Genomic DNA, 18,162 nt, shown 5'->3' on the forward strand with positions numbered 1-18,162 from the left:
AAGAGTCGGGCGAGACCGTCAGAGCGCGGGTTTCCAGTCCCACCCAAGCGGATCGCCGTCCATCACCTCGACGCCGGCTGCGGCGAGCGCGTCGCGAATGGTATCGGATCGCGCGAAATCCTTCGCCGCGCGCGCTTCCTTGCGCTCGGCGAGACGGGCCTCGATCTCCTCCGCGGCAATCGTCGCGTTTGCCGGCCGTACGCGCAGATCCTTCCGCGTCAGGTCGGAAAGCCTGAGCCCGAGCACATCGTCGAACGCGGCAAGCGCCTTGAGCCGGGTCGCCGGCGACACTTTCTTGTCGGCCAGCATCTCGTCCAGCACGGGCAGGGCGCGCGGCGTGTTCAGATCGTCCGAAACTGCGGCATCCAGCGCGTCGAGGTACCGCGTCGCATCGCCGCTCTCGACGCGGTCGCTTCTGGCGCGCAGTGCCTCGGCGGTCATCACCAGCCGCTTCAGCCGCGTGGATGATGCCGCGAGATTGTCGGCGCTGAATTCCAGCTCGCTGCGGTAATGCGCGCTCAGGCACATCAGCCGATAGGCGAGGGGGTGCACGCCGGCATCGACGATCGTCTTCAGGCGCGTGAAATCGCCTTTGGACTTACTCATCTTGCCGGCCGACTCGCCGGGCCCGGATCGCTCGACCAGGAAATTATTGTGCATCCAGATCGTCGCGCCGGTGTCGGCGCAGTCGCAATGCGCCTGGTTCTGCGCGATCTCGTTGGGATGGTGGATCTCGCGGTGGTCGATGCCGCCGGTGTGGATGTCGAAACTGGCGCCGAGGAAATGCTGGCTCATCACCGAGCATTCGAGGTGCCAGCCCGGGGCGCCGCGGCCCCAGGGCGAATCCCATTCCATCTGGCGGTTCTCGCCGGGCGGGGATTTGCGCCAGATCGCGAAATCCTGCGGATGGCGCTTGCCCGCGACTGGATCGATCCGCCCCTCGCGCTCGTCGTCCGCCACGCGCGCCAGCCGCCCGTAATCGGGCACCGTCGACACGTCGAAATACAGGCCGCTCTCCAGCTCGTAGCAATGCGCCGGCGCGATCTTCTCGGCAAAGGCGATCATGCCCGCGATATGATCGGTCGCCAGCGGGAAATGCGTCGGCGTGCGGATGTTGAGGTCGGCGATATTCTCCTTGAATGCCGCGGTGTAATGCGCCGCGATATCCCAGATGCTCTGCGCGCTGGCCTTGGCGGCCGCCTCCATCTTGTCGTCGCCGGCATCCGCGTCGGAGGTCAGGTGCCCGACATCGGTGATGTTGATGACATGGGTGAGGGGGTAACCCTTCCACGTCAGCACCCGGCTCAGCGTGTCGGTGAAGACATAAGCGCGCAGGTTGCCGATATGGACATAATTATAGACGGTCGGCCCGCACGAATAGATGCGGATATTGGCGGGGTCGATCGGCCGGAACGGCTCGAGCGAGCGGGTCAGGCTGTTATACAGGGTCAGGGGCGCGCCGGTCATGCGCGCGCTTTAGCGGGCCGCGGCCAAGCTGCAAACGCCCCGCAGCCGCGGGCGCCGTCCACGCGGGCAGGATTCATGGTATGGCACATGCTGGCCCGGCGATGTTGCGCGCCGGCAACATCCCGGGCCTTGTCGCGGGGCGTTTCGGCTTGAAAACAGGGGCGAGCGCTGGTAGGGGCCTGCCCACGCGGCGCGGACCCCTGTCTGCGACGACCATATTCTATTGATTCGGAGTTCGGCGGGTTTATGCAAATCATCGTTCGCGACAACAATGTTGACCAGGCGCTGCGCGCCCTGAAAAAGAAGCTGCAGCGCGAGGGCGTCTATCGCGAGATGAAGCTGCGCCGTCATTACGAAAAGCCCAGCGAGAAGCGCGCGCGTGAGCGCGCTGCTGCCGTTCGGCGCGCCCGCAAGCTGGAGCGCAAGCGCCTGGAGCGTGACGGGGCGCGGTAAGGCCGCCGGCGCGGGTTGGCCCCACGGGCTGCCCGCGCGACCTTGTCTTCCTCAATCCCGGCCGCCTCATGGCGCCGTGTAAGGGTGCCTCCCGATGTCCACGATCACCGCCGTTCCGCTGCAGCCCGTCAAGCGGGGCGTTCTGGTGTATCTGTGGATCGGGATTCTGATCGCCGTTATCGGCGCTTTCCTGCTGGCGCGGCAGGGCGACAGCTTCCTCGCCCGCAACAGCCGCGCGGCCGACGTCGTCACCACTGCATCGGGCCTGCAGTACAAGGTGCTGACCGCCGGCAAGGGCGGCCCCAAGCCGACCGACAGCGACGTCGCGCTGGTGAATTATGAAGGCAAGCTGCTCAACGGCACCACCTTCGACAAATCGCAGCAGCCAACCCCGATGCCGGTCGCCGCAGCCGATGAGAAAACCGGCCGCCAGGGCGTCGTGCCCGGCTTCTCGGAAGCGCTCAAGCTGATGTCCAAGGGCGCGAAATACCGCTTCTGGATCAAGCCGAGCCTTGCTTACGGCAGCAAGGCGGCTGGCCCGATCCCGGCCAACTCGGTGCTGGTCTTCGATCTCGAGCTGCTCGATTTCCTTCCCGAATCGGTGATCCGTCAGATGCAGGCCCAGCAGCAGCAGATGCAGGGCGCGATCCCGCCCGGTGCTGGCGGGATCCCTGGCGCTGGTGCAATCCCCGGCGGCCCGCCCCCAGGTCAGTAATATCGCTTACTCCGCACGACCGGCGATCGTGCCGGCCGTGGCGCCACAGCTTCCAGGAATATCCCGATGGCCACCACTCCTCCGCTTCCCAAGAAGCCGTTCAATCCGCGGCCGTTGCTGTACGTCCTGGCCGGCGTGGTTCTCGGCGTGCTGCTCACGCTGCTCGCGATCCAGGGCATGGCGTACTGGCGCACGCAGAATGATCCTGCGGTGGTGTTCCTGAAGAAGAATCGCGCCGACAAGACCGTGGTCGAGACCGCGTCGGGCCTGCAGTACAAGGTGCTGACCGCCGGCAAGGGCGCCAAGCCCGCCGATACCGACGTCGCGCTGGTCAATTACGAGGGCAAGCTGATCGACGGCACGACCTTCGACAAGTCGCAGCAGCCGACGCCGATGAAAGTGAACGAGGTCGTTCCCGGCTTCTCCGAGGCGCTGAAGCTGATGCAGAAGGGTGGCAAGTACCGCTTCTGGATCAAGCCGAGCCTGGGGTACGGCGAAAAGACCACTGGCCCGATTCCGGCGAACTCGGTGCTGGTGTTCGACGTCGAGCTGCTCGATTTCCTGCCCGAGGCGGTGATTCGCCAGATGCAGCAACAGCAGCAACAGCAGCAACAGATGCAGATGCAGGGCGCCATGCCCCCGGGCGCCGGCGCACCGCCGCCATCGGCCGCACCCGCGCCGAAGAAATAAGCCGGTGTACGCCGTCCGGCTTCGCCGGGCAGCCATGCATCGGCATGGGGCGACCTGGGCGTTTGGTCCACTTGCCCCAGGGTCGGATCGGGAGCAGAGCTGAGCGAACCAGGGGGAAGCGCCCATGTTCGATGCCATCGATCCGATCGTGCTGGCCCGCGCTCAGTTCGCCTTCACCGTCAGTTTCCATTTCATCTTCCCGTCCTTCTCGATCGGGCTCGCGAGCTATCTCGCCGTGCTCGAGGCGCTGTGGCTGCGGACGGGCAAGCAGCTTTATCTCGACATATTCCGCTTCTGGCTGAAGATCTTCGCGGTGGCTTTCGCGATGGGCGTCGTGTCGGGCATCGTCATGTCCTATCAGTTCGGGACGAACTGGGCGGTGTTCTCCGACAAGACCGGCCCGGTGATCGGGCCGCTGATGGCCTATGAAGTGCTGACCGCCTTCTTCCTCGAGGCCGGGTTCCTCGGCGTGATGCTGTTCGGCATGGAGAAGGTCGGCCGCAAGCTGCACTTCGCCGCGACCTGCCTCGTCGCGATCGGCACGACCATCTCCGCCTTCTGGATTCTCTCCGCGAACAGCTGGATGCAGACCCCGGTCGGCTATGCGATCAACGCGCAGGGACAGTTCGTCGTGGCGGGGTCGTGGGCGACCGTGATCTTCAACCCCAGCTTTCCCTATCGCCTCGTCCACACCGTGATCGCTGCCTATCTGACGACCTCCCTGGTCGTGGGCGCGACGGGCGCGTGGCACCTGCTGAAGAACCGCGAGGACCCGCATGCGCGGAAGATCTTCTCGATGGCGATGTGGATGGCGGCGCTCGTCGCGCCGATCCAGATCTTCGCCGGAGACGCGCACGGGCTGAACACGCTGGAGCATCAGCCGGCCAAGGTTATGGCGATGGAAGGGCATTATCGCAGCCATCCCGACGGCGCGCCGCTGATCCTGTTCGGCATTCCGAACGCCAGGGAAAAGCGGATCGATTACGCGGTCGAAATCCCCAAGGCGTCGTCGCTGATCCTGAAGCATGATCTGAACGCGCCGCTCGCCGGCCTCGATACCGTGCCGGCCGATCGCCAGCCGCCGGTCTGGATCGTGTTCTGGTCGTTCCGGATCATGGTCGGCCTCGGCTTCGCGATCTTCGGGCTTGGCTTGTGGAGCCTGTTCGCGCGGTGGCGGGGCAAGCTTTACGACTGGCGCTGGCTGCACCGCGCCGGCATCGCGATGGGCCCGGCGGGGTTCGTCGCCGTGATCGCGGGCTGGGTTACCACTGAAGTCGGGCGGCAGCCTTGGACGGTCTACGGCTTGCTACGCACGGTCGACAGCGCGTCGCCGCTCGCGGCCCCAGCCGTCGGCGCCTCGCTGATCGCTTTCGTGCTGGTCTATTTCGCGGTCTTCGGCATCGGCACCTGGTATATCCTGAAACTGATCGACAAGGGTGTGGAGCCCGGCGAGCCGGACATCATTGACGCGCCGATCCGCACAGCGGGCATAGCGCCGGCACCGGCCAGGGATATCGCGGGGAGGGCGCCATGAGCTATAATTACGATCTGGCGATGGTCTGGGCTTTTCTGCTCGCCTTTGCCGTATTTGCGTATGTCGTGCTCGACGGCTTCGATCTCGGCATCGGTATCATCTTCCCGGCGTTCGCCGTCGGGGAGGAGCGCGACGTGGCGATGAATGCCATCGCCCCGGTGTGGGATGGCAACGAGACCTGGCTGGTGCTCGGCGGGGGCGGGCTGATGGCTGCGTTCCCGCTCGCCTTTGCGGTGCTGATGCCGGCCTTTTATCCACCGATCATCGCGATGCTGCTCGGCCTGGTGTTCCGCGGCGTCGCCTTCGAATTCCGCTGGCGCGATCCGCGGCATCGCGGGTTCTGGGATTTCGGCTTTACCGCCGGTTCGATCGTGGCGGCTCTGGCGCAGGGCATCATCCTGGGTGCGCTGCTGCAGGGCGTGAAGGTTACGGGGCGCGGATACGGAGGCGCCTGGCTTGACTGGCTGACCCCATTCAGCCTCTTGACTGGAGCCAGCGTCGTCGCGGCCTATGCCCTGCTCGGCAGTACCTGGCTGATCGCGAAGACCGAAGGGAGAGCGCAGCAGCATGCCTATCGCCTCGCGCGGCGCTTCGGCGTAATCACGCTGGTCGCGATCGTCGCGGTCAGCGCTGCGACGCCGTTCCTGACTCACGACTATTATTCGCGCTGGTTTCAGATGCCCGGTCTGCTGCTGACGGCGCCGGTGCCGGTGATGGTCGGCATCCTAGGCCTGTTGTTCTGGCGGGCGCTTGGCCGTGAGGCGCCCCATGCCCCCTTCCTGCTGACGCTGGCGCTGTTCGCGCTCTGCTTCGTTGGGCTGGGCATCAGCATGTATCCCTTCATCGTGCCCGATCGGATCACGATCTGGGATGCCGCTGCGCCCGCCTCGTCGCAGGCCTTCATGCTGATCGGGGCTGGCGTGATGCTGCCGCTGATCCTGGCTTATACCGGCTGGGCCTATTGGGTGTTCCGCGGCAAGGTCGGCGCGCACGGCTATCATTGATGGCCGACGAAGCGGGCCCCTTGTGGAAGCGGCTGGCCTGGATGGCGGCGATCTGGGCGGCGAGCGTGCTCGCGCTCGGGATCGTCGCGATGCTGCTCAAATGGTGGCTGAACGGCTGAAATCCGAATTCCTCCGGAAGGCGGGGGCCATGCTAATTCGATGACATGGGAGAGGTGGCTTCCGATCGGAACGAGGATGCGCATTTCATAACGCTCGACGTCCTGCGCTTTCCGGTGATCGTCCTGATCGTCTATCTCCACGCCTGCGGCTTCACCGCCAATTCGCCGATGGGAAGCGTGCGCTGGCGGCCTATCGGGCGCTGCAAAGACGGCGCCTGGACTCCTGCGCTTTATGACGGGCGGCAGGTAAATCTTTGGGGTCAGCGTGATCTCGGCACTTCCATTTCAGTCGGCGCCAGATTAGGGGCGGAAAGGCAAAGAACTCGTCCGATGCCACGCCATCGCCTCCAGCTACAGAGAGAGACAAGATGACGATCAAGCCGCTGCGCAAGGCCGTATTTCCTGTAGGCGGTCTCGGCACCCGCTTTCTGCCAGCGACCAAGGCGCTGCCGAAGGAGATGCTCCCGGTCGTCGATCGCCCGCTGATCCAGTATGCCGTTGACGAGGCATTGGAAGCAGGCATCGAGCAGATGATTTTCGTCACCGGGCGCGGCAAGTCCGCGATCGAGGACCATTTCGATATCGCCTATGAGCTCGAGGCGACCATGGCGCAGCGCGGCAAGTCGCTGGAAGTGCTCGACCAGACTCGTCTCAAGCCCGGCGCGGTCGCTTATGTCCGCCAGCAGGAGCCGATGGGTCTCGGCCACGCCGTCTGGTGCGCCCGTGACATCGTCGGCGACGAACCCTTCGCCGTGCTGCTTGCCGACGATTTCATGGTCGGCAAGCCCGGCTGCCTCAAGCAGATGGTCGAGGCATATATGAAGGTCGGCGGCAACATGATCTGCGCGCAGGAAGTGCCTGACGATCAGACGCATATGTACGGCGTGATCACGCCGGGCAGCCGCGACGGCGCGCTCACCGAGGTCAAGGGACTGGTCGAGAAGCCCAAGCCCGGCACGGCGCCGTCCAACCTGTCGGTCATCGGCCGCTACATCCTGCAGCCGGAAGTGATGCGCGTGCTGGAAACGCAGGAAAAGGGTGCCGGCGGCGAGATCCAGCTGACGGACGCGATGGCGCGCATGATCGGCGACCAGCCGTTTCATGGCCTCACCTTCGACGGCCGGCGCTATGATTGCGGCGACAAGGCGGGCTATGTCCAGGCCAACCTCGCCGTGGCGCTGGGCCGTTCGGATATCGGCGCGGGCGTGCGCGCCTTCGCGGTCGATCTGTTGCGCTGACGCCGTCCCACGCTGAACTGAAGGGGCAGGGGCCAGTCAGCCTGCCGGGGCGGGGCCGTCAGATCGCGTGATAGTCGCGATGCCGGTTCACGAAACGATGTACGCCCACGTCAAGCGCGATGGACGGCTCGAAAACGATGTAGCGCCTCGCGGGCCGCACGCCGCGTCCGCTAACCTCGCCTGTCTGATTGGCTGGACATTCAGGCATCAGGGATCTGAGCGGCGTCCACTCCAAGGGGGCTCTCGTATAAAATACGTGGGACTTGGGGCGCCGATTGTCGGTCAGGCGCGGGCGAATCCTTTGGACCGCACAGGCATCTTGCCGTCGTTGGGAGAGTCGGGGGGAGAAAAGACGAGGGCCCAATACGAAAAAGGGCCGGACTTTCGTCCGACCCCCAAATTCCGTCGATCCTGCGAAGCTTACGGGCTGGCAGGGGTCGAATCGTCGTTCTTGATGCCGAAATAGAGGCCGAGGCCCGCAGCAATGATGCCGAGGCCGAGAACGACCCCACCGCCGCCGCCGCCGCCTGCACCGGTATCATCGGTGCCGCCATCCTGAGCGAACGATTTCGGCGCGGTCGCGCAGCTGGACGCGCTCACCGAAAGCACCGACGTCGGCGCCATCGTGTAGTTGCAGCCCGGGAAAGCGACCTTGGCTTTGGCCTGGCCACGCGTCACGACGCGATCGCCAGCGTAGAGCGACTGACCGGCAGTCGCCGGGATCAGATTGCCCGCACGCGAGACGAAAGTGCCCTCGCTAGCGGCCGTCAGCTTGCCGACGGACTGTTCAGCACCGGCGAATAGCGGTGAAGAAAGGCTCGCCATGATGATGGCGGCGGTTACCCGCGAAAATTTCATTATCAGTCTCCTCCTGAACCGCTTGGAAGTAGGCTCACCCATTTCGATTAGCGTTAAGCCCGGATTTTGTCCACCCAAAACGTTTGCATTTGCACAACTCTCTCGACGTGATGCGACAACACCACAGTGGGCTAAAGGTTTCATCCGGCAGCGGATCGTCGCGCCATGTCGCGTTTTTACTAACGGCGGGTTAATGCGCAAGCGCAGCGGAAGGGCCGCGCCGCCGGCCGGACGCGATTCGGGATGGGCGCGGTTTTCCGCCAACGCGGCGCTCCGGCGGCTCACAGCGCATCACGGCAGGCTATGCTATGAAGGCGCGCCTGGGACGCCGGACGGGAATGCTGTGGTCGCCCCGCGCGGTTGGGGATGATATGATGTGAGCGCCGCTCCTCTCTCCGCCGGCGCTACCCTATTTGCAGAGAATATGTTCGCAGTTGCGGGAGGTGGCTGGATTTGGACTCGATTTTGGACCAAGGACGGGTCTGGCAGCGCAGATGATGTCGGTGGCGCACCGCTGGTATTGATGGCTGGAGCGTAAGACTATGGCGATTGTTTCGGGGCGAAGGGACCGGACCTGAACCATGCTGATGCAACGCAGCCTTTCCAGCCTCGTCGGCAACATGCGGTGGATTGCGTCGTTGCGGGTGCAGCTGGCGGTGGAAATACTGCTCGGCGTGCTCCTCCCCTTCGCCGCACGCTACGGTTTTCATATCAATTACGATCATCACCCCTCGGCTCCGGCAAGCTTGGTGCTGTCGTTCTGCAGCGTTGTCGCCGCGACCTTCCTGGCCCGGCGGATCGGCGGCTTTCCCGGCGCACGGACCTTCATCTACGTGCTTCCCAGCTTTTCCATCTCCTTCGGCCTGGCGATCCTCACGGCGATCACCCTGCGCCTGGACTATAACCGCACAGTCCTGATCGCTAGCTTCACGCTGAGCGTCGCCGCTGCCTATGCCCTGGCTTATCTCAGCGCGCGCGGGGCGGTCCGACGCTTTCATGTGGTGCCGGGAGGCCGGACAAGCTTTCTCGACGACATCGATGGGGCGGAATGGCTGCCGCTCGTCCACCCCGTCGTGCCGGCCGGGCGCGACGTGATGATCGTTGCCGATCTGCACCATGATCTCGAATCGTCCTGGGAGCGCATGCTGGCCCAGGCCGCGATCAATGGCGTGCCGGTCTATCATGTGAAGCAGGTGCGCGAATTGCTCACCGGACGCGTCCAGATCGAGCATCTGTCGGAAAACAGCTTCGGCTCACTGCTTCCGAATCTAGCCTATCGCAAGGTCAAGCGGCTGATCGATCTCGGCGCCTGCCTCGTCGTGCTCCCTGCGCTGGCGATTGCGATGGTGCTCATCGCGATCGGTATCAGGCTCGATTCGCCGGGCCCGGTATTCTTCCGCCAGCAACGCATGGGGTATCGCGGACGGCCGTTCACGATGATCAAATTCCGCTCGATGAGCCATTGTTCGGAAGCGACCGATCATGCGGTACGGCGCAATAACGCGATCACCCTGGCCGATGACGATCGGATCACCCGGCTCGGCCGCTTCCTGCGGCGCACCCGCCTGGACGAGTTGCCGCAGATCCTGAACATCGTCGCCGGCGACATGAGCTGGATCGGTCCGCGACCGGAGGCGATGGACCTCTCGACCTGGTACGAAGCGGAAATTCCCTTCTATTCCTACCGGCATATCGTGCGTCCCGGCATCACCGGCTGGGCCCAGGTCAACCAGGGTCATGTCGCCGATCTCGTCGAAATCAATATGAAGCTGCAATATGACTTCTTCTATGTGAAGAACTTCTCCGCCTGGCTGGACGTGCTGATCACGATGCGGACGGTGGTCGTGATGCTCAACGGCTTCGGTTCCAAATAGCCCGCCATGGCACGCGCATCTTCCGGGCAAGACGGGGCGCGTGAACGCGCCGGTCGGCGCATCGTTTTCGTCAACCGCTTCTACGCCCCCGATCATTCGGCGACCGCGCAGATCCTGACCGACCTGGCCGAGTTCCTGGCAAGCCGTGGGTGGGCGGTGACGATCGTCACCAGTCGCCTGATCTACGGCACCGCGGGCACGAGCCTTCCCGCATCCGAGACCATCAATGGTGTGACGGTCACCCGCGTCGCGACGAGCGGCGGCACGAATCTCGGCATGGTCGGCCGGCTGCTCGCCTATCTCACTTTCTATGCCAGCGCGGGCTGGGCGCTGCTGCGCTGCCTTCGCCCGGGTACGATCGTGGTGGCAAAGACGGATCCGCCGCTGATCAGCCTGATCGCGCTGATGGCATGTCGTCTGCGCGGCGCGCGGCTGGTCAACTGGGTGCAGGATCTCTACCCGGAGATCGCGGTCGAGATGGGCATGCGAGCCCTGCGCGGGCCGGTCGGCGGGCTCCTGGCCGGTCTCAGAGATTTCGGTCTGCGCCGTTCGGCGCTCACCGTTGCGATCGGACGGCGCATGGCGGACCGGATCGCCGGGCGGGGCGTCGCGGGTGACCGGATCGTCACCATCGCCAACTGGAGCGACGACGAGGCGATCCTGCCGTCCGCATCCAACAGCCCGGCCTTGCGGCAGGACTGGGGTCTGCCGGCGGACGCGTTCGTGCTTGAATATTCCGGCAATCTCGGCCGCGCGCACGAGGCGGATACACTGCTCGGTGCCGCGGCGCTCCTCGCACACCGTGCCGATATCTGGTTCCTGTTCGTGGGCGGCGGTCACGCACAGACGGAATTGCGCCGCAATGCCGCTGCCGCCGGACGGGAACGTTTCGTCTTCCAGCCTTATCAACCGCGTGAACGCCTGGCCGAAAGCCTCGCCGTCGGCGATGCACACTGGCTGTCGCTTCGGCCAGAATTCGAGGGGCTGATCGTGCCGAGCAAGGTATTCGGCATTGCCGCTGCGGCGCGTCCGATCGTGGCGGTCTGCGATCTCGCGGGGGAGGTGCCGTCGATGATCTCGGGGCCTGGTGCAGGGGTTACTGTTGCGCCGGGCGATGCGCCGGGCCTCGCCGCGGCGATCGCCGGTCTCGCCGACGATCGCGCGGCATGCCGGGCCATGGGGGATCGCGCCCGCAACATGCTGCAGCAGGGGTTCCGGCGCAGTGCCGCGCTGGAGCAATGGGCACAATCGCTTGAGACTCTCGCCGCACGCGATTAGCTGCGGCGTAAGGCACAAAGGCTTGAATAATGTTCTCGCGTTTCAGACAATCCCGCGCTCCGCGCACTGGTCCAAAGGAGTGGCGCGGCGCTTCCGGCGCGCGCGCCTACGCCATTGGAGACGTGCACGGTCGGCTCGACCTGCTCGAACGAATGATTGCGACGATCGACCGCGACCGGCGGGAGAGCGGGCGCGCACGCGATTATCTGATCCTGCTGGGCGACCTGATCGATCGCGGTCCCGACTCACGCGGCGTCATCGAATTTCTGATGCGCTTGCCGACGGACGGGCTGCGGCCGGTGTTCCTGATGGGGAACCATGAGGAAATGCTGCTCCGCGTGCTCGGCGATGAGCCTCAGGCCGTCGCCCAGTGGCTGACCTTCGGGGGATATGAATTCGCGCAAAGCTACGGCGTCGAGGTCGGCAGGCTCGCCGTTCTGGCGCCGGCCGACGCCGCGGACATGATTCGCGCAGCCATCCCGCCCGCGCACCTCGCCTTTATCGAGAGCTTCGCCGACAGCTTCACCTTTGGCGACTATCTGTTCGTCCATGCCGGGCTGCGTCCGGGCAAATGCCTGGAGGAACAGGATACGCACGATCTGCGATGGATCAGGGAGGAGTTCCTCAACGATCCGAGCGATCACGGCTGCATGGTGGTGCACGGCCACACCATCTCGGCGGCGCCGGAGGAGATGGAGAACCGGATCGGTATCGATACCGGCGCGTATCAGACCGGCATCCTGACCGCGATACGGATCGAAGGCGCCACGCGGCGCATGATCGCGGTCGACGAGCGCACGGCGTGAATCGCCAGCAGCGGTGTGGGTAAGCACGGCGATTTTGTGCCGATGCGGTCTGGTGCGACGCGGTGCCAGCCTGTAGCAGCGGCACGATAGGGCCCAAAGGGTAGTCGGCGCCCATCGCCGTCAGAAGATGTTGGCCTCTTTCAAACGGCGAGGACATTACGTGGCAAGACTTTACAACAGCCGCAGGCGCATCATGGTTACCGGCGGCGCCGGCTTCGTCGGTTCCCATCTGATCGATCGGCTGCTTGATCGCGGTGACGAGATATTGTGCGTGGACAATCTGTTCACCGGAACGAAACGCAATATCGATCATCTCAACGGCCACCCGCGCTTCGAATTCATGCGGCACGATGTGTGTTTCCCGCTGTATGTCGAGGTGGACGAGATCTACAATCTCGCCTGCCCGGCCTCGCCGGTGCACTATCAGCACGATCCGGTGCAGACGACCAAGACCTCGGTCCATGGTGCGATCAACATGCTCGGCCTCGCCAAGCGGCTGCGCTGCAAGATCTTCCAGGCCTCGACCAGCGAGGTTTACGGCGACCCCAGCGTTCATCCGCAGACCGAGGCCTATTGGGGCAACGTCAATCCGATCGGCATCCGTTCCTGCTATGACGAAGGCAAGAGGTGCGCCGAGACGCTGTTCTTCGATTATCACCGGCAGCACGGCCTCGAGATCAAGGTTGCCCGCATCTTCAACACCTATGGCCCGCGGATGCACCCGTCGGATGGTCGCGTCGTCTCCAATTTCGTCATGCAGGCGCTGAACGGGGAGCCGATCACCTTGTATGGCGATGGCAGGCAGACCCGGTCGTTCTGTTACGTCGATGATCTGGTCGCGGGCTTCATGGCATTCATGGATACCGGACCCGACGTGTCCGGCCCGATCAATCTGGGCAATCCGGTGGAGTTCACGATCCGCGAGCTCGCCGAATTGGTGATCGAGATGACCGGCTCCAAGTCGGAGCTGGAATTCCGTCCGCTGCCCCAGGACGATCCGATGCAGCGCAAGCCCGATATCAGCCGGGCGCGCGAAACGCTCGGCTGGGAACCGTCGGTCGCGTTGCGCGAGGGGCTGACCAAGACGATCGAGTATTTCGCGCAGCTTCGGAACGGCTGAGGGCCGGCCGCCGTCAGCATGGCAATTCGTCGTAACAGTTTCGTCAACCTGACCGGCAATCTGGTCGGCCTGGTGCTGTTCGCCGCCCTTACGCCGCTCTATTTCCATGTGATCGGCAGCGAGCGCTACGGTATTCTGGCGATTCTCTGGGCATTCCTCTCCTTCTTCGCTGCCTTCGATTTCGGCATGGGCGCTGCGCTCACCTACCGCGTCGCAAGCGAGGCGCGTGGCGATGTGCGCCGGCAGGCCGATTATTTCTGGACGGCGATGGCGATCAGCCTGCCGGTCGGCTTCGTCACCGGTGGGATATTGTTCGGCATGGTCGGCGGCGGTGTCGGTAACCTGTTCAGGCTGAGTCCCGCGGTCAGCGCGGAGATGTTCCATTCGGCGCCCGCATTGCTGGCGATCGGCATCTGCACCGTCCTGTTGTCGACGGGCGGCGGCCTGCTGCGCGGGCGGGAATATTTCGTCACCAATGCGGTGATCGCCGCGCTCGCTCTGGCGCTGTCGATCCTGCTGCCCGTTCTTGCCGCGTTGCTGATCTCCCCCTCGCTCGACATTTTGATCCTGGCGACGCTCGCCGGGCGCGTGATCGTCGTCGTCGCGACGTTCGCGATCGCTCAGATCGTGGTGCTCGCTGGGAGCCGACCCAGCATGTCGCGGCGGTCGGCACGGTCGTTGATCGGCTATGGCGCATGGTCGTCGGTCGGCGGCGTGATCGAGCTGGCCATCATATCCGCGGATCGTTTCATCATCGGTGCGGCGGCGGGGCCCGCCGCAGTCGGCTATTATTCTGTGCCTTCAAGCGCGCTTGCCCGGGTGATGGTCTTCCCGACCAGCATCGGCGGCGCGGCGCTGCCCCAGCTAGCGGCACGGTCGCCGGGAGAGGAGGCGATCCTGGCCCGCAAGATCATCAAGATGGTCGCCATGCTTACCCCCTGCTTCGTCGGCGGCGTGTTTCTTGCCGATCCGTTCCTGCGGCTCTGGATGGGGGCGGCATTCGCTCGGGTCGCGACCCTGCCGATGCAGATCCTGCTGCCAGCCTTCTGGCTCGAAGCAATCGGGGCGATCCTGTTCTACCGTCTGCTTGGGCAGGGCCGGCCCAAGGCGATCGCTGCCATCGCCGCGATCATCCTGCTGCCGTATTGCGCGCTGCTGTATTATCTGGCGGGCCTCTGGGGCGTGCTTGGCGGGGCGGTCGGTTATCTGGGCCGCAACGTGATGTTCATGACGGGCCGGGCGACCCTTACCCGGTCCTGGCCCATGCTGATCGGTGCGGTCGGAGTCGATTTCGCGCTTGTCCTGGCGGCGCTGGTTGCCTGCCTGGTCGCATGGCCGGCCCAGCCGCCATTGGCCGTTGCCGTTATCCTGACCGGCATATCGATTGCCGTTGCCATGAAACGCCGCCCGCCGGAGTTCGACAAGATGGTGAGCGATATAGTCCGGCGGGCCGGCCTTCGCCGGGGGCATGCCGCCGCAGGAGATCACGATGCCTGAGCTTCTCTCGATCCTGTTGGTCGGCTATGCGCATGGCGAGGGGGGCGTCACCACCCACACGCACTGGCTCGCGCATGGGCTGACGCAGCGCGGGCACAGGGTGCGCGTCCTGTCGCCGGTGCCGCCGCGCGATCTGCCCGAAAGCCCCTGGCCCAATCGCGGCTATGCCGTCGATCATTATGGCGGCGCAAAGGACGCGCTGCGCGGCTTTTCCGCTCTGGGCAAGGATCGATTCGACGTCGCGGTCGTGGCCGGCACCGGCTGGAAAGCGATGGGCGGGGTGCTCGCCAATCGCCGGATCAAGCGCCGTATCTTCTTCGAGGTGATGAGCGGCGATGCCAGGGGGCGGGTCGATCCGCGCCGCCTGGTGCATGCCGGGTTCGATGCGATCGTCAGCCTGGCGACCAGCGTGGACGAAACCGTCTGCCGCGACTTCCACTGGCGGGGCAAGCGCACGATCATCCAGGCACTGCCCGAGCCGCTCGAATTGCAGGCCGACATTCCCGATCGCGGTCTCGTCGCTCCCCCGGCGGGCAAGATCCGCGCCGTCTATTTCGGTCGGATCGTCCCACACAAGGGCGTCGGCTTCCTGGTCGATCAATGGGCAGCGCTGTCACCCTATCTTCAGTCGCTGGATATCTACGGCACCGGCGACGAGCGGGCTGTGCTTGAGCCGAGGATCGCCGAGCTCGGCCTCGCCGATGCGATCCGGTTCCACGGGCGCTATCCGGACGGACAGGGCTATGCCGATCTGCTGCGCCAATTCGATCTCCTCCTCCTCCCTACCGTGGGGCAGGAGGGCGGCCCGCTCGTGCTGCTTGAGGCGATGGCGTGCGGCACGCCGTTCGTGGCCAACGGCGTCGGTGGCATCCCGGATTTCGACAACCAGGATTGTCGGGTCACCAGCGGCGATATCGCTGAATTCGTGCTGGCCGTCGCCGACATCGCCGGCGCGATGACAGCCGGCCAGATCGACGGATCGCGCCTGCAGCGCCATTATCACGATCACTTTTCCTACGAAGTGCTCGTGGGCAAGTGGGAGGCCTATTTTCATTATCTGGTGAACGGGGCCTAGCAACCCGCCGGCGACCGGGTCGCGGATTATTTGCTCGCAATCTCGCCGCGCTTGGCGGAAACGCTGCGATCGGCGCCTGGGCGCGAGAAACGGCGCGATTGGCGCGGCCAAGGGGTGATCGGCAGTGAAGCAGGCAGCGGTACTCGGGGCAGCGGGATTTGTCGGTCGCCATACCGCCCGCGCGCTGGCGGCGGCAGGATATGAGGTGGTCGGCATCGGACACGGCACCTGGCAGCGCGACGAATGGCGCGAATGGGGCCTGCGCGAATGGCATGTGGCCGATATCGGCATGGAAGCCCTGCTGACCTATGCCGGCGAGCCCGAAATTCTCGTCCAGTGCGCCGGCAGCGGCTCAGTCGCCTTTTCGATGACTCACCCGGCGCAGGATTTCCGGCGTAGCGTCGATTCAACGCTGGCGGCGCTCGATTTCGTTCGCTTGCACGCGCCCACATGCCGCTTTGTCCTGCCGTCGAGCGCCGCGGTCTATGGCACGGCGGAGCGCATGCCGATCGCCGTCACTGACGCGCTGCGGCCCGAATCGCCGTACGGCGTGCACAAGACCATCGCCGAGGATCTGTGCCGGTCCTATGCCCGCACCTTCGGCGTCCGCTCGGCGATCGTCCGGCTGTTCTCGGTCTATGGCGTCGGCCTGCGCAAGCAGTTGCTGTGGGACAGCTGCACCAAGCTGACGCACGGCGAAGGGCGGTTCGCGGGCACGGGGGAGGAGTTGCGCGACTGGCTCGACGTGCAGGATGCGGCTGCGTTGCTCCTGGCCGCGGCTGACCGTGCCGGCACCGATTGCCCCACCGTCAATGGCGGTACCGGCCAGGCCGCAAGCGTGCGGACCATCGTCGAGGGGCTGGAGCGGGAACTCGGCGTCGCCACGCCACCGGTGTTCACCGGCGAGCGCCGCAGCGGCGATCCGATCGGCTATGAAGCGGATATCGCCGAAGCGCTCGCCTGGGGCTGGCGCCCGGAACGGTCGCTGGCCGATGGGCTGGCCGCTTATGCCGCATGGTTCCTCGCCGAGGCGCGTTAGGCGCGGTTACGGTCGCCAATGATCTTGAGCCGGATCTCGTAGAAATATAGCAGCTTGAGAAAGGCGTAGTGGAAGCCCGCGGCGCCATCGAGAAAGCCGAGCTTCAGGAAATAGGTCGTAGCGAAATAGGCCGGCGCGAACCACCAGCGGGTAAGGTTGCGGTATTTGGTGCGCTGGCGCGGCGTCAGCGCGGCCCAGGCGGCATCGCCCCGCGCGACCAGGTCGGCATGCCGCTTGGCTTCCCAGCTGGCATAGGCGTTATGGCGCGCCAGATAATGCGCGATCCCGCGATAATCGAGATGATCGATCGGCGCTGCGATCTCCGCGATCGGGCCCGTCAGCACCGGATGCTCGTGCACCTCCATGTCGAGGTTGCTCCACCGCCGGTCGTCGATCCGCTCATATTGGCCGGCGTCCGGGCGAAACAGCGCCAGCTTGCGCTGCGGCACGCCGTGGCGGAGCACCCGCCCCATGAAATGATTGCTGTAGTTCAGCCAGAAACCGACGGTCGAAGCATTGGTCTCATCGGCCAGCGCCGCGCCGAGTTCGGCGACGAACGCTTCGGTGACGCGCTCGTCGGCATCGAGGAACAACACCCAGGGTGTCGCCGGCGGATGATTGGCGAGCACCCAGTTGCGCTTCTTGGGGAAATCGCCCGACCAGTCGAAATCGATCCAGCGCGCGCCGTGCCGCTCGGCGATCTCGCGCGTTGCGTCGGTACTCCGAGAGTCGACCACCCAGGTCTCGGCAAAGCCGCTCAGCCGGGAAAGACAGGCGTCGAGGTTCTTCTCCTCGTTGCGCGTCGGCACCACCACGGTGATCGGGAGGCGCATCATCGTTCGCCCACCTGCCGGGCCGGGTTGCCGGCGACGACCGTGCCCGCCGGTACGTCCCGCATCGCAACCGCGCGCGCGGCGACAACGGCGCGCGCACCGATCACGACCTCCGGGCCGACGAAGCAATCGGCGCAGAGCCAGGCCTCGTCGCCGACCGTGATCGTCGATCGGACGAGCGGCATGGTCGGATCGCGGAAATCATGGGTTCCGGCGCACAGATGCGCGCCCTGCGAGATCGTCACCCGCTCGCCGATCCTGATGCCTCCGAGGTTGTAAAGCTCGACACGGTCGCCGATCGCGGACCAGTCGCCGATCTCGAGCTGGGACGGCAGGAAGATTCTCGCCGTCGGCCAGATGTGACAATGCCTGCCGATCCTCGCGCCGAACAGCCTCAGCCATGCCGCCCGCGCGGCGTAGAGCGGCCGCGGAATCGCGCGGAAGACGATCCTGCCGAGGCTCCAGGCGATACGCGCGTGCCGCTCCCGCGCCGAATAGCTGGAGATGCCGCGATTGGCCGCGATGTCGAGCCGAGGGTCCGGCGGAGTGTCGTCGGGCATCG

At 65.1% G+C, this 18,162-nt stretch carries 19 protein-coding genes; 15 read left to right on the top strand and 4 right to left on the bottom strand.

Translation table 11 applies throughout. The features are described 5' to 3' along the window. Positions 1 to 18 precede the first annotated feature (18 nt). Positions 19 to 1,467 (bottom strand): cysteine--tRNA ligase, encoded by a 1,449-nt coding sequence (cysS, locus tag U1769_RS07730; protein ID WP_332714396.1) that lies wholly within the window; start codon positions 1,465 to 1,467, stop codon positions 19 to 21. Positions 1,468 to 1,713: 246 nt separating this feature from the next. Here cysS and rpsU point away from each other — a divergent pair, with 246 nt between their 5' ends. The 8 genes from rpsU (at position 1,714) to galU (ending at position 7,220) form a co-directional block, all read left to right on the top strand. Further along, positions 1,714 to 1,920, top strand: a complete 207-nt coding sequence (gene rpsU / locus U1769_RS07735) for a 30S ribosomal protein S21 (protein ID WP_034160206.1) — start codon at positions 1,714 to 1,716, stop codon at positions 1,918 to 1,920. 94 nt (positions 1,921 to 2,014) lie between these two features. Beyond that, positions 2,015 to 2,635: an FKBP-type peptidyl-prolyl cis-trans isomerase gene (locus U1769_RS07740; protein WP_332714411.1), complete on the top strand. Its 621-nt coding sequence runs from the start codon at positions 2,015 to 2,017 to the stop codon at positions 2,633 to 2,635. A gap of 66 nt (positions 2,636 to 2,701) precedes the next feature. Beyond that, positions 2,702 to 3,325, top strand: coding sequence for an FKBP-type peptidyl-prolyl cis-trans isomerase (locus U1769_RS07745; RefSeq protein WP_332714413.1), 624 nt, complete (start codon positions 2,702 to 2,704; stop codon positions 3,323 to 3,325). Between the two features lie 124 nt (positions 3,326 to 3,449). Continuing rightward, the gene (locus tag U1769_RS07750; RefSeq protein WP_332714415.1) at positions 3,450 to 4,859 is read left to right on the top strand and encodes a cytochrome ubiquinol oxidase subunit I; all 1,410 of its coding nucleotides are present in this window, start codon (positions 3,450 to 3,452) and stop codon (positions 4,857 to 4,859) included. Next, positions 4,856 to 5,863: a cytochrome d ubiquinol oxidase subunit II gene (gene cydB / locus U1769_RS07755; RefSeq protein ID WP_332714417.1), complete on the top strand. Its 1,008-nt coding sequence runs from the start codon at positions 4,856 to 4,858 to the stop codon at positions 5,861 to 5,863. The genes U1769_RS07750 and cydB overlap by 4 nt, the downstream gene beginning before the upstream one ends. Then, positions 5,863 to 5,982, top strand: a complete 120-nt coding sequence (locus U1769_RS07760; RefSeq protein WP_332714419.1) for a DUF2474 domain-containing protein — start codon at positions 5,863 to 5,865, stop codon at positions 5,980 to 5,982. Before cydB ends, U1769_RS07760 begins: the two co-directional genes overlap by 1 nt. 45 nt (positions 5,983 to 6,027) lie before the next feature. Beyond that, positions 6,028 to 6,354, top strand: coding sequence for a hypothetical protein (locus tag U1769_RS07765; protein WP_332714421.1), 327 nt, complete (start codon positions 6,028 to 6,030; stop codon positions 6,352 to 6,354). Continuing rightward, the gene (galU, locus tag U1769_RS07770) at positions 6,351 to 7,220 is read left to right on the top strand and encodes a UTP--glucose-1-phosphate uridylyltransferase GalU (RefSeq protein ID WP_332714423.1); all 870 of its coding nucleotides are present in this window, start codon (positions 6,351 to 6,353) and stop codon (positions 7,218 to 7,220) included. Before U1769_RS07765 ends, galU begins: the two co-directional genes overlap by 4 nt. 420 nt (positions 7,221 to 7,640) lie before the next feature. On the opposite strand, the gene U1769_RS07775 is transcribed toward galU, so the two are convergent. After that, positions 7,641 to 8,078, bottom strand: coding sequence for a FecR family protein (locus U1769_RS07775; protein ID WP_332714425.1), 438 nt, complete (start codon positions 8,076 to 8,078; stop codon positions 7,641 to 7,643). Positions 8,079 to 8,665: 587 nt separating this feature from the next. Here U1769_RS07775 and U1769_RS07780 point away from each other — a divergent pair. From U1769_RS07780 to U1769_RS07810, 7 genes are all read left to right on the top strand, one after another. Further along, positions 8,666 to 9,952 carry a sugar transferase gene (locus U1769_RS07780; RefSeq protein WP_332714427.1) on the top strand — a complete coding sequence of 429 codons (1,287 nt, stop codon included), beginning with the start codon at positions 8,666 to 8,668 and terminating at the stop codon, positions 9,950 to 9,952. A gap of 6 nt (positions 9,953 to 9,958) precedes the next feature. Then, positions 9,959 to 11,230: a glycosyltransferase family 4 protein gene (locus tag U1769_RS07785; protein WP_332714429.1), complete on the top strand. Its 1,272-nt coding sequence runs from the start codon at positions 9,959 to 9,961 to the stop codon at positions 11,228 to 11,230. Between the two features lie 29 nt (positions 11,231 to 11,259). Continuing rightward, a complete protein-coding gene (locus U1769_RS07790) occupies positions 11,260 to 12,036 on the top strand; it encodes a metallophosphoesterase family protein (protein ID WP_332714431.1) in 777 nt (258 codons plus the stop codon). A gap of 193 nt (positions 12,037 to 12,229) precedes the next feature. Then, positions 12,230 to 13,156: a UDP-glucuronic acid decarboxylase family protein gene (locus U1769_RS07795; RefSeq protein WP_332715753.1), complete on the top strand. Its 927-nt coding sequence runs from the start codon at positions 12,230 to 12,232 to the stop codon at positions 13,154 to 13,156. 18 nt (positions 13,157 to 13,174) lie between these two features. Further along, positions 13,175 to 14,653 (top strand): oligosaccharide flippase family protein, encoded by a 1,479-nt coding sequence (locus U1769_RS07800; protein ID WP_332714433.1) that lies wholly within the window; start codon positions 13,175 to 13,177, stop codon positions 14,651 to 14,653. Continuing rightward, complete coding sequence (locus U1769_RS07805; protein WP_332714435.1) at positions 14,646 to 15,728, top strand: glycosyltransferase family 4 protein; 1,083 nt, start codon at positions 14,646 to 14,648, stop codon at positions 15,726 to 15,728. Before U1769_RS07800 ends, U1769_RS07805 begins: the two co-directional genes overlap by 8 nt. 124 nt (positions 15,729 to 15,852) lie before the next feature. Further along, a complete protein-coding gene (locus U1769_RS07810) occupies positions 15,853 to 16,767 on the top strand; it encodes an NAD-dependent epimerase/dehydratase family protein (protein ID WP_332714437.1) in 915 nt (304 codons plus the stop codon). Here U1769_RS07810 and U1769_RS07815 read toward each other — a convergent pair. Next, positions 16,764 to 17,603 (bottom strand): glycosyltransferase family 2 protein, encoded by an 840-nt coding sequence (locus tag U1769_RS07815; protein ID WP_332714439.1) that lies wholly within the window; start codon positions 17,601 to 17,603, stop codon positions 16,764 to 16,766. The two genes, U1769_RS07810 and U1769_RS07815, sit on opposite strands and share 4 nt — an antisense overlap. Next, positions 17,600 to 18,160: an LbetaH domain-containing protein gene (locus tag U1769_RS07820; protein ID WP_332714441.1), complete on the bottom strand. Its 561-nt coding sequence runs from the start codon at positions 18,158 to 18,160 to the stop codon at positions 17,600 to 17,602. Before U1769_RS07820 ends, U1769_RS07815 begins: the two co-directional genes overlap by 4 nt. Between the last annotated feature and the right edge of the window lie 2 nt (positions 18,161 to 18,162).

It is taken from the genome of Parasphingomonas zepuensis (genome assembly GCF_036663735.1).
GTDB lineage: Bacteria > Pseudomonadota > Alphaproteobacteria > Sphingomonadales > Sphingomonadaceae > Sphingomonas.

Bases quoted from the DNA above. Each gene is read 5' to 3' on its own strand.
- cysS (WP_332714396.1), bottom strand. From the start codon at position 1,467: ATGACCGGCGCGCCCCTGACCCTGTATAACAGCCTGACCCGCTCGCTC.
- rpsU (WP_034160206.1), top strand. From the start codon at position 1,714: ATGCAAATCATCGTTCGCGACAACAATGTTGACCAGGCGCTGCGCGCC.
- U1769_RS07740 (WP_332714411.1), top strand. From the start codon at position 2,015: ATGTCCACGATCACCGCCGTTCCGCTGCAGCCCGTCAAGCGGGGCGTT.
- U1769_RS07745 (WP_332714413.1), top strand. From the start codon at position 2,702: ATGGCCACCACTCCTCCGCTTCCCAAGAAGCCGTTCAATCCGCGGCCG.
- U1769_RS07750 (WP_332714415.1), top strand. From the start codon at position 3,450: ATGTTCGATGCCATCGATCCGATCGTGCTGGCCCGCGCTCAGTTCGCC.
- cydB (WP_332714417.1), top strand. From the start codon at position 4,856: ATGAGCTATAATTACGATCTGGCGATGGTCTGGGCTTTTCTGCTCGCC.
- U1769_RS07760 (WP_332714419.1), top strand. From the start codon at position 5,863: ATGGCCGACGAAGCGGGCCCCTTGTGGAAGCGGCTGGCCTGGATGGCG.
- U1769_RS07765 (WP_332714421.1), top strand. From the start codon at position 6,028: ATGGGAGAGGTGGCTTCCGATCGGAACGAGGATGCGCATTTCATAACG.
- galU (WP_332714423.1), top strand. From the start codon at position 6,351: ATGACGATCAAGCCGCTGCGCAAGGCCGTATTTCCTGTAGGCGGTCTC.
- U1769_RS07775 (WP_332714425.1), bottom strand. From the start codon at position 8,078: ATGAAATTTTCGCGGGTAACCGCCGCCATCATCATGGCGAGCCTTTCT.
- U1769_RS07780 (WP_332714427.1), top strand. From the start codon at position 8,666: ATGCAACGCAGCCTTTCCAGCCTCGTCGGCAACATGCGGTGGATTGCG.
- U1769_RS07785 (WP_332714429.1), top strand. From the start codon at position 9,959: ATGGCACGCGCATCTTCCGGGCAAGACGGGGCGCGTGAACGCGCCGGT.
- U1769_RS07790 (WP_332714431.1), top strand. From the start codon at position 11,260: ATGTTCTCGCGTTTCAGACAATCCCGCGCTCCGCGCACTGGTCCAAAG.
- U1769_RS07795 (WP_332715753.1), top strand. From the start codon at position 12,230: ATGGTTACCGGCGGCGCCGGCTTCGTCGGTTCCCATCTGATCGATCGG.
- U1769_RS07800 (WP_332714433.1), top strand. From the start codon at position 13,175: ATGGCAATTCGTCGTAACAGTTTCGTCAACCTGACCGGCAATCTGGTC.
- U1769_RS07805 (WP_332714435.1), top strand. From the start codon at position 14,646: ATGCCTGAGCTTCTCTCGATCCTGTTGGTCGGCTATGCGCATGGCGAG.
- U1769_RS07815 (WP_332714439.1), bottom strand. From the start codon at position 17,603: ATGATGCGCCTCCCGATCACCGTGGTGGTGCCGACGCGCAACGAGGAG.
- U1769_RS07820 (WP_332714441.1), bottom strand. From the start codon at position 18,160: ATGCCCGACGACACTCCGCCGGACCCTCGGCTCGACATCGCGGCCAAT.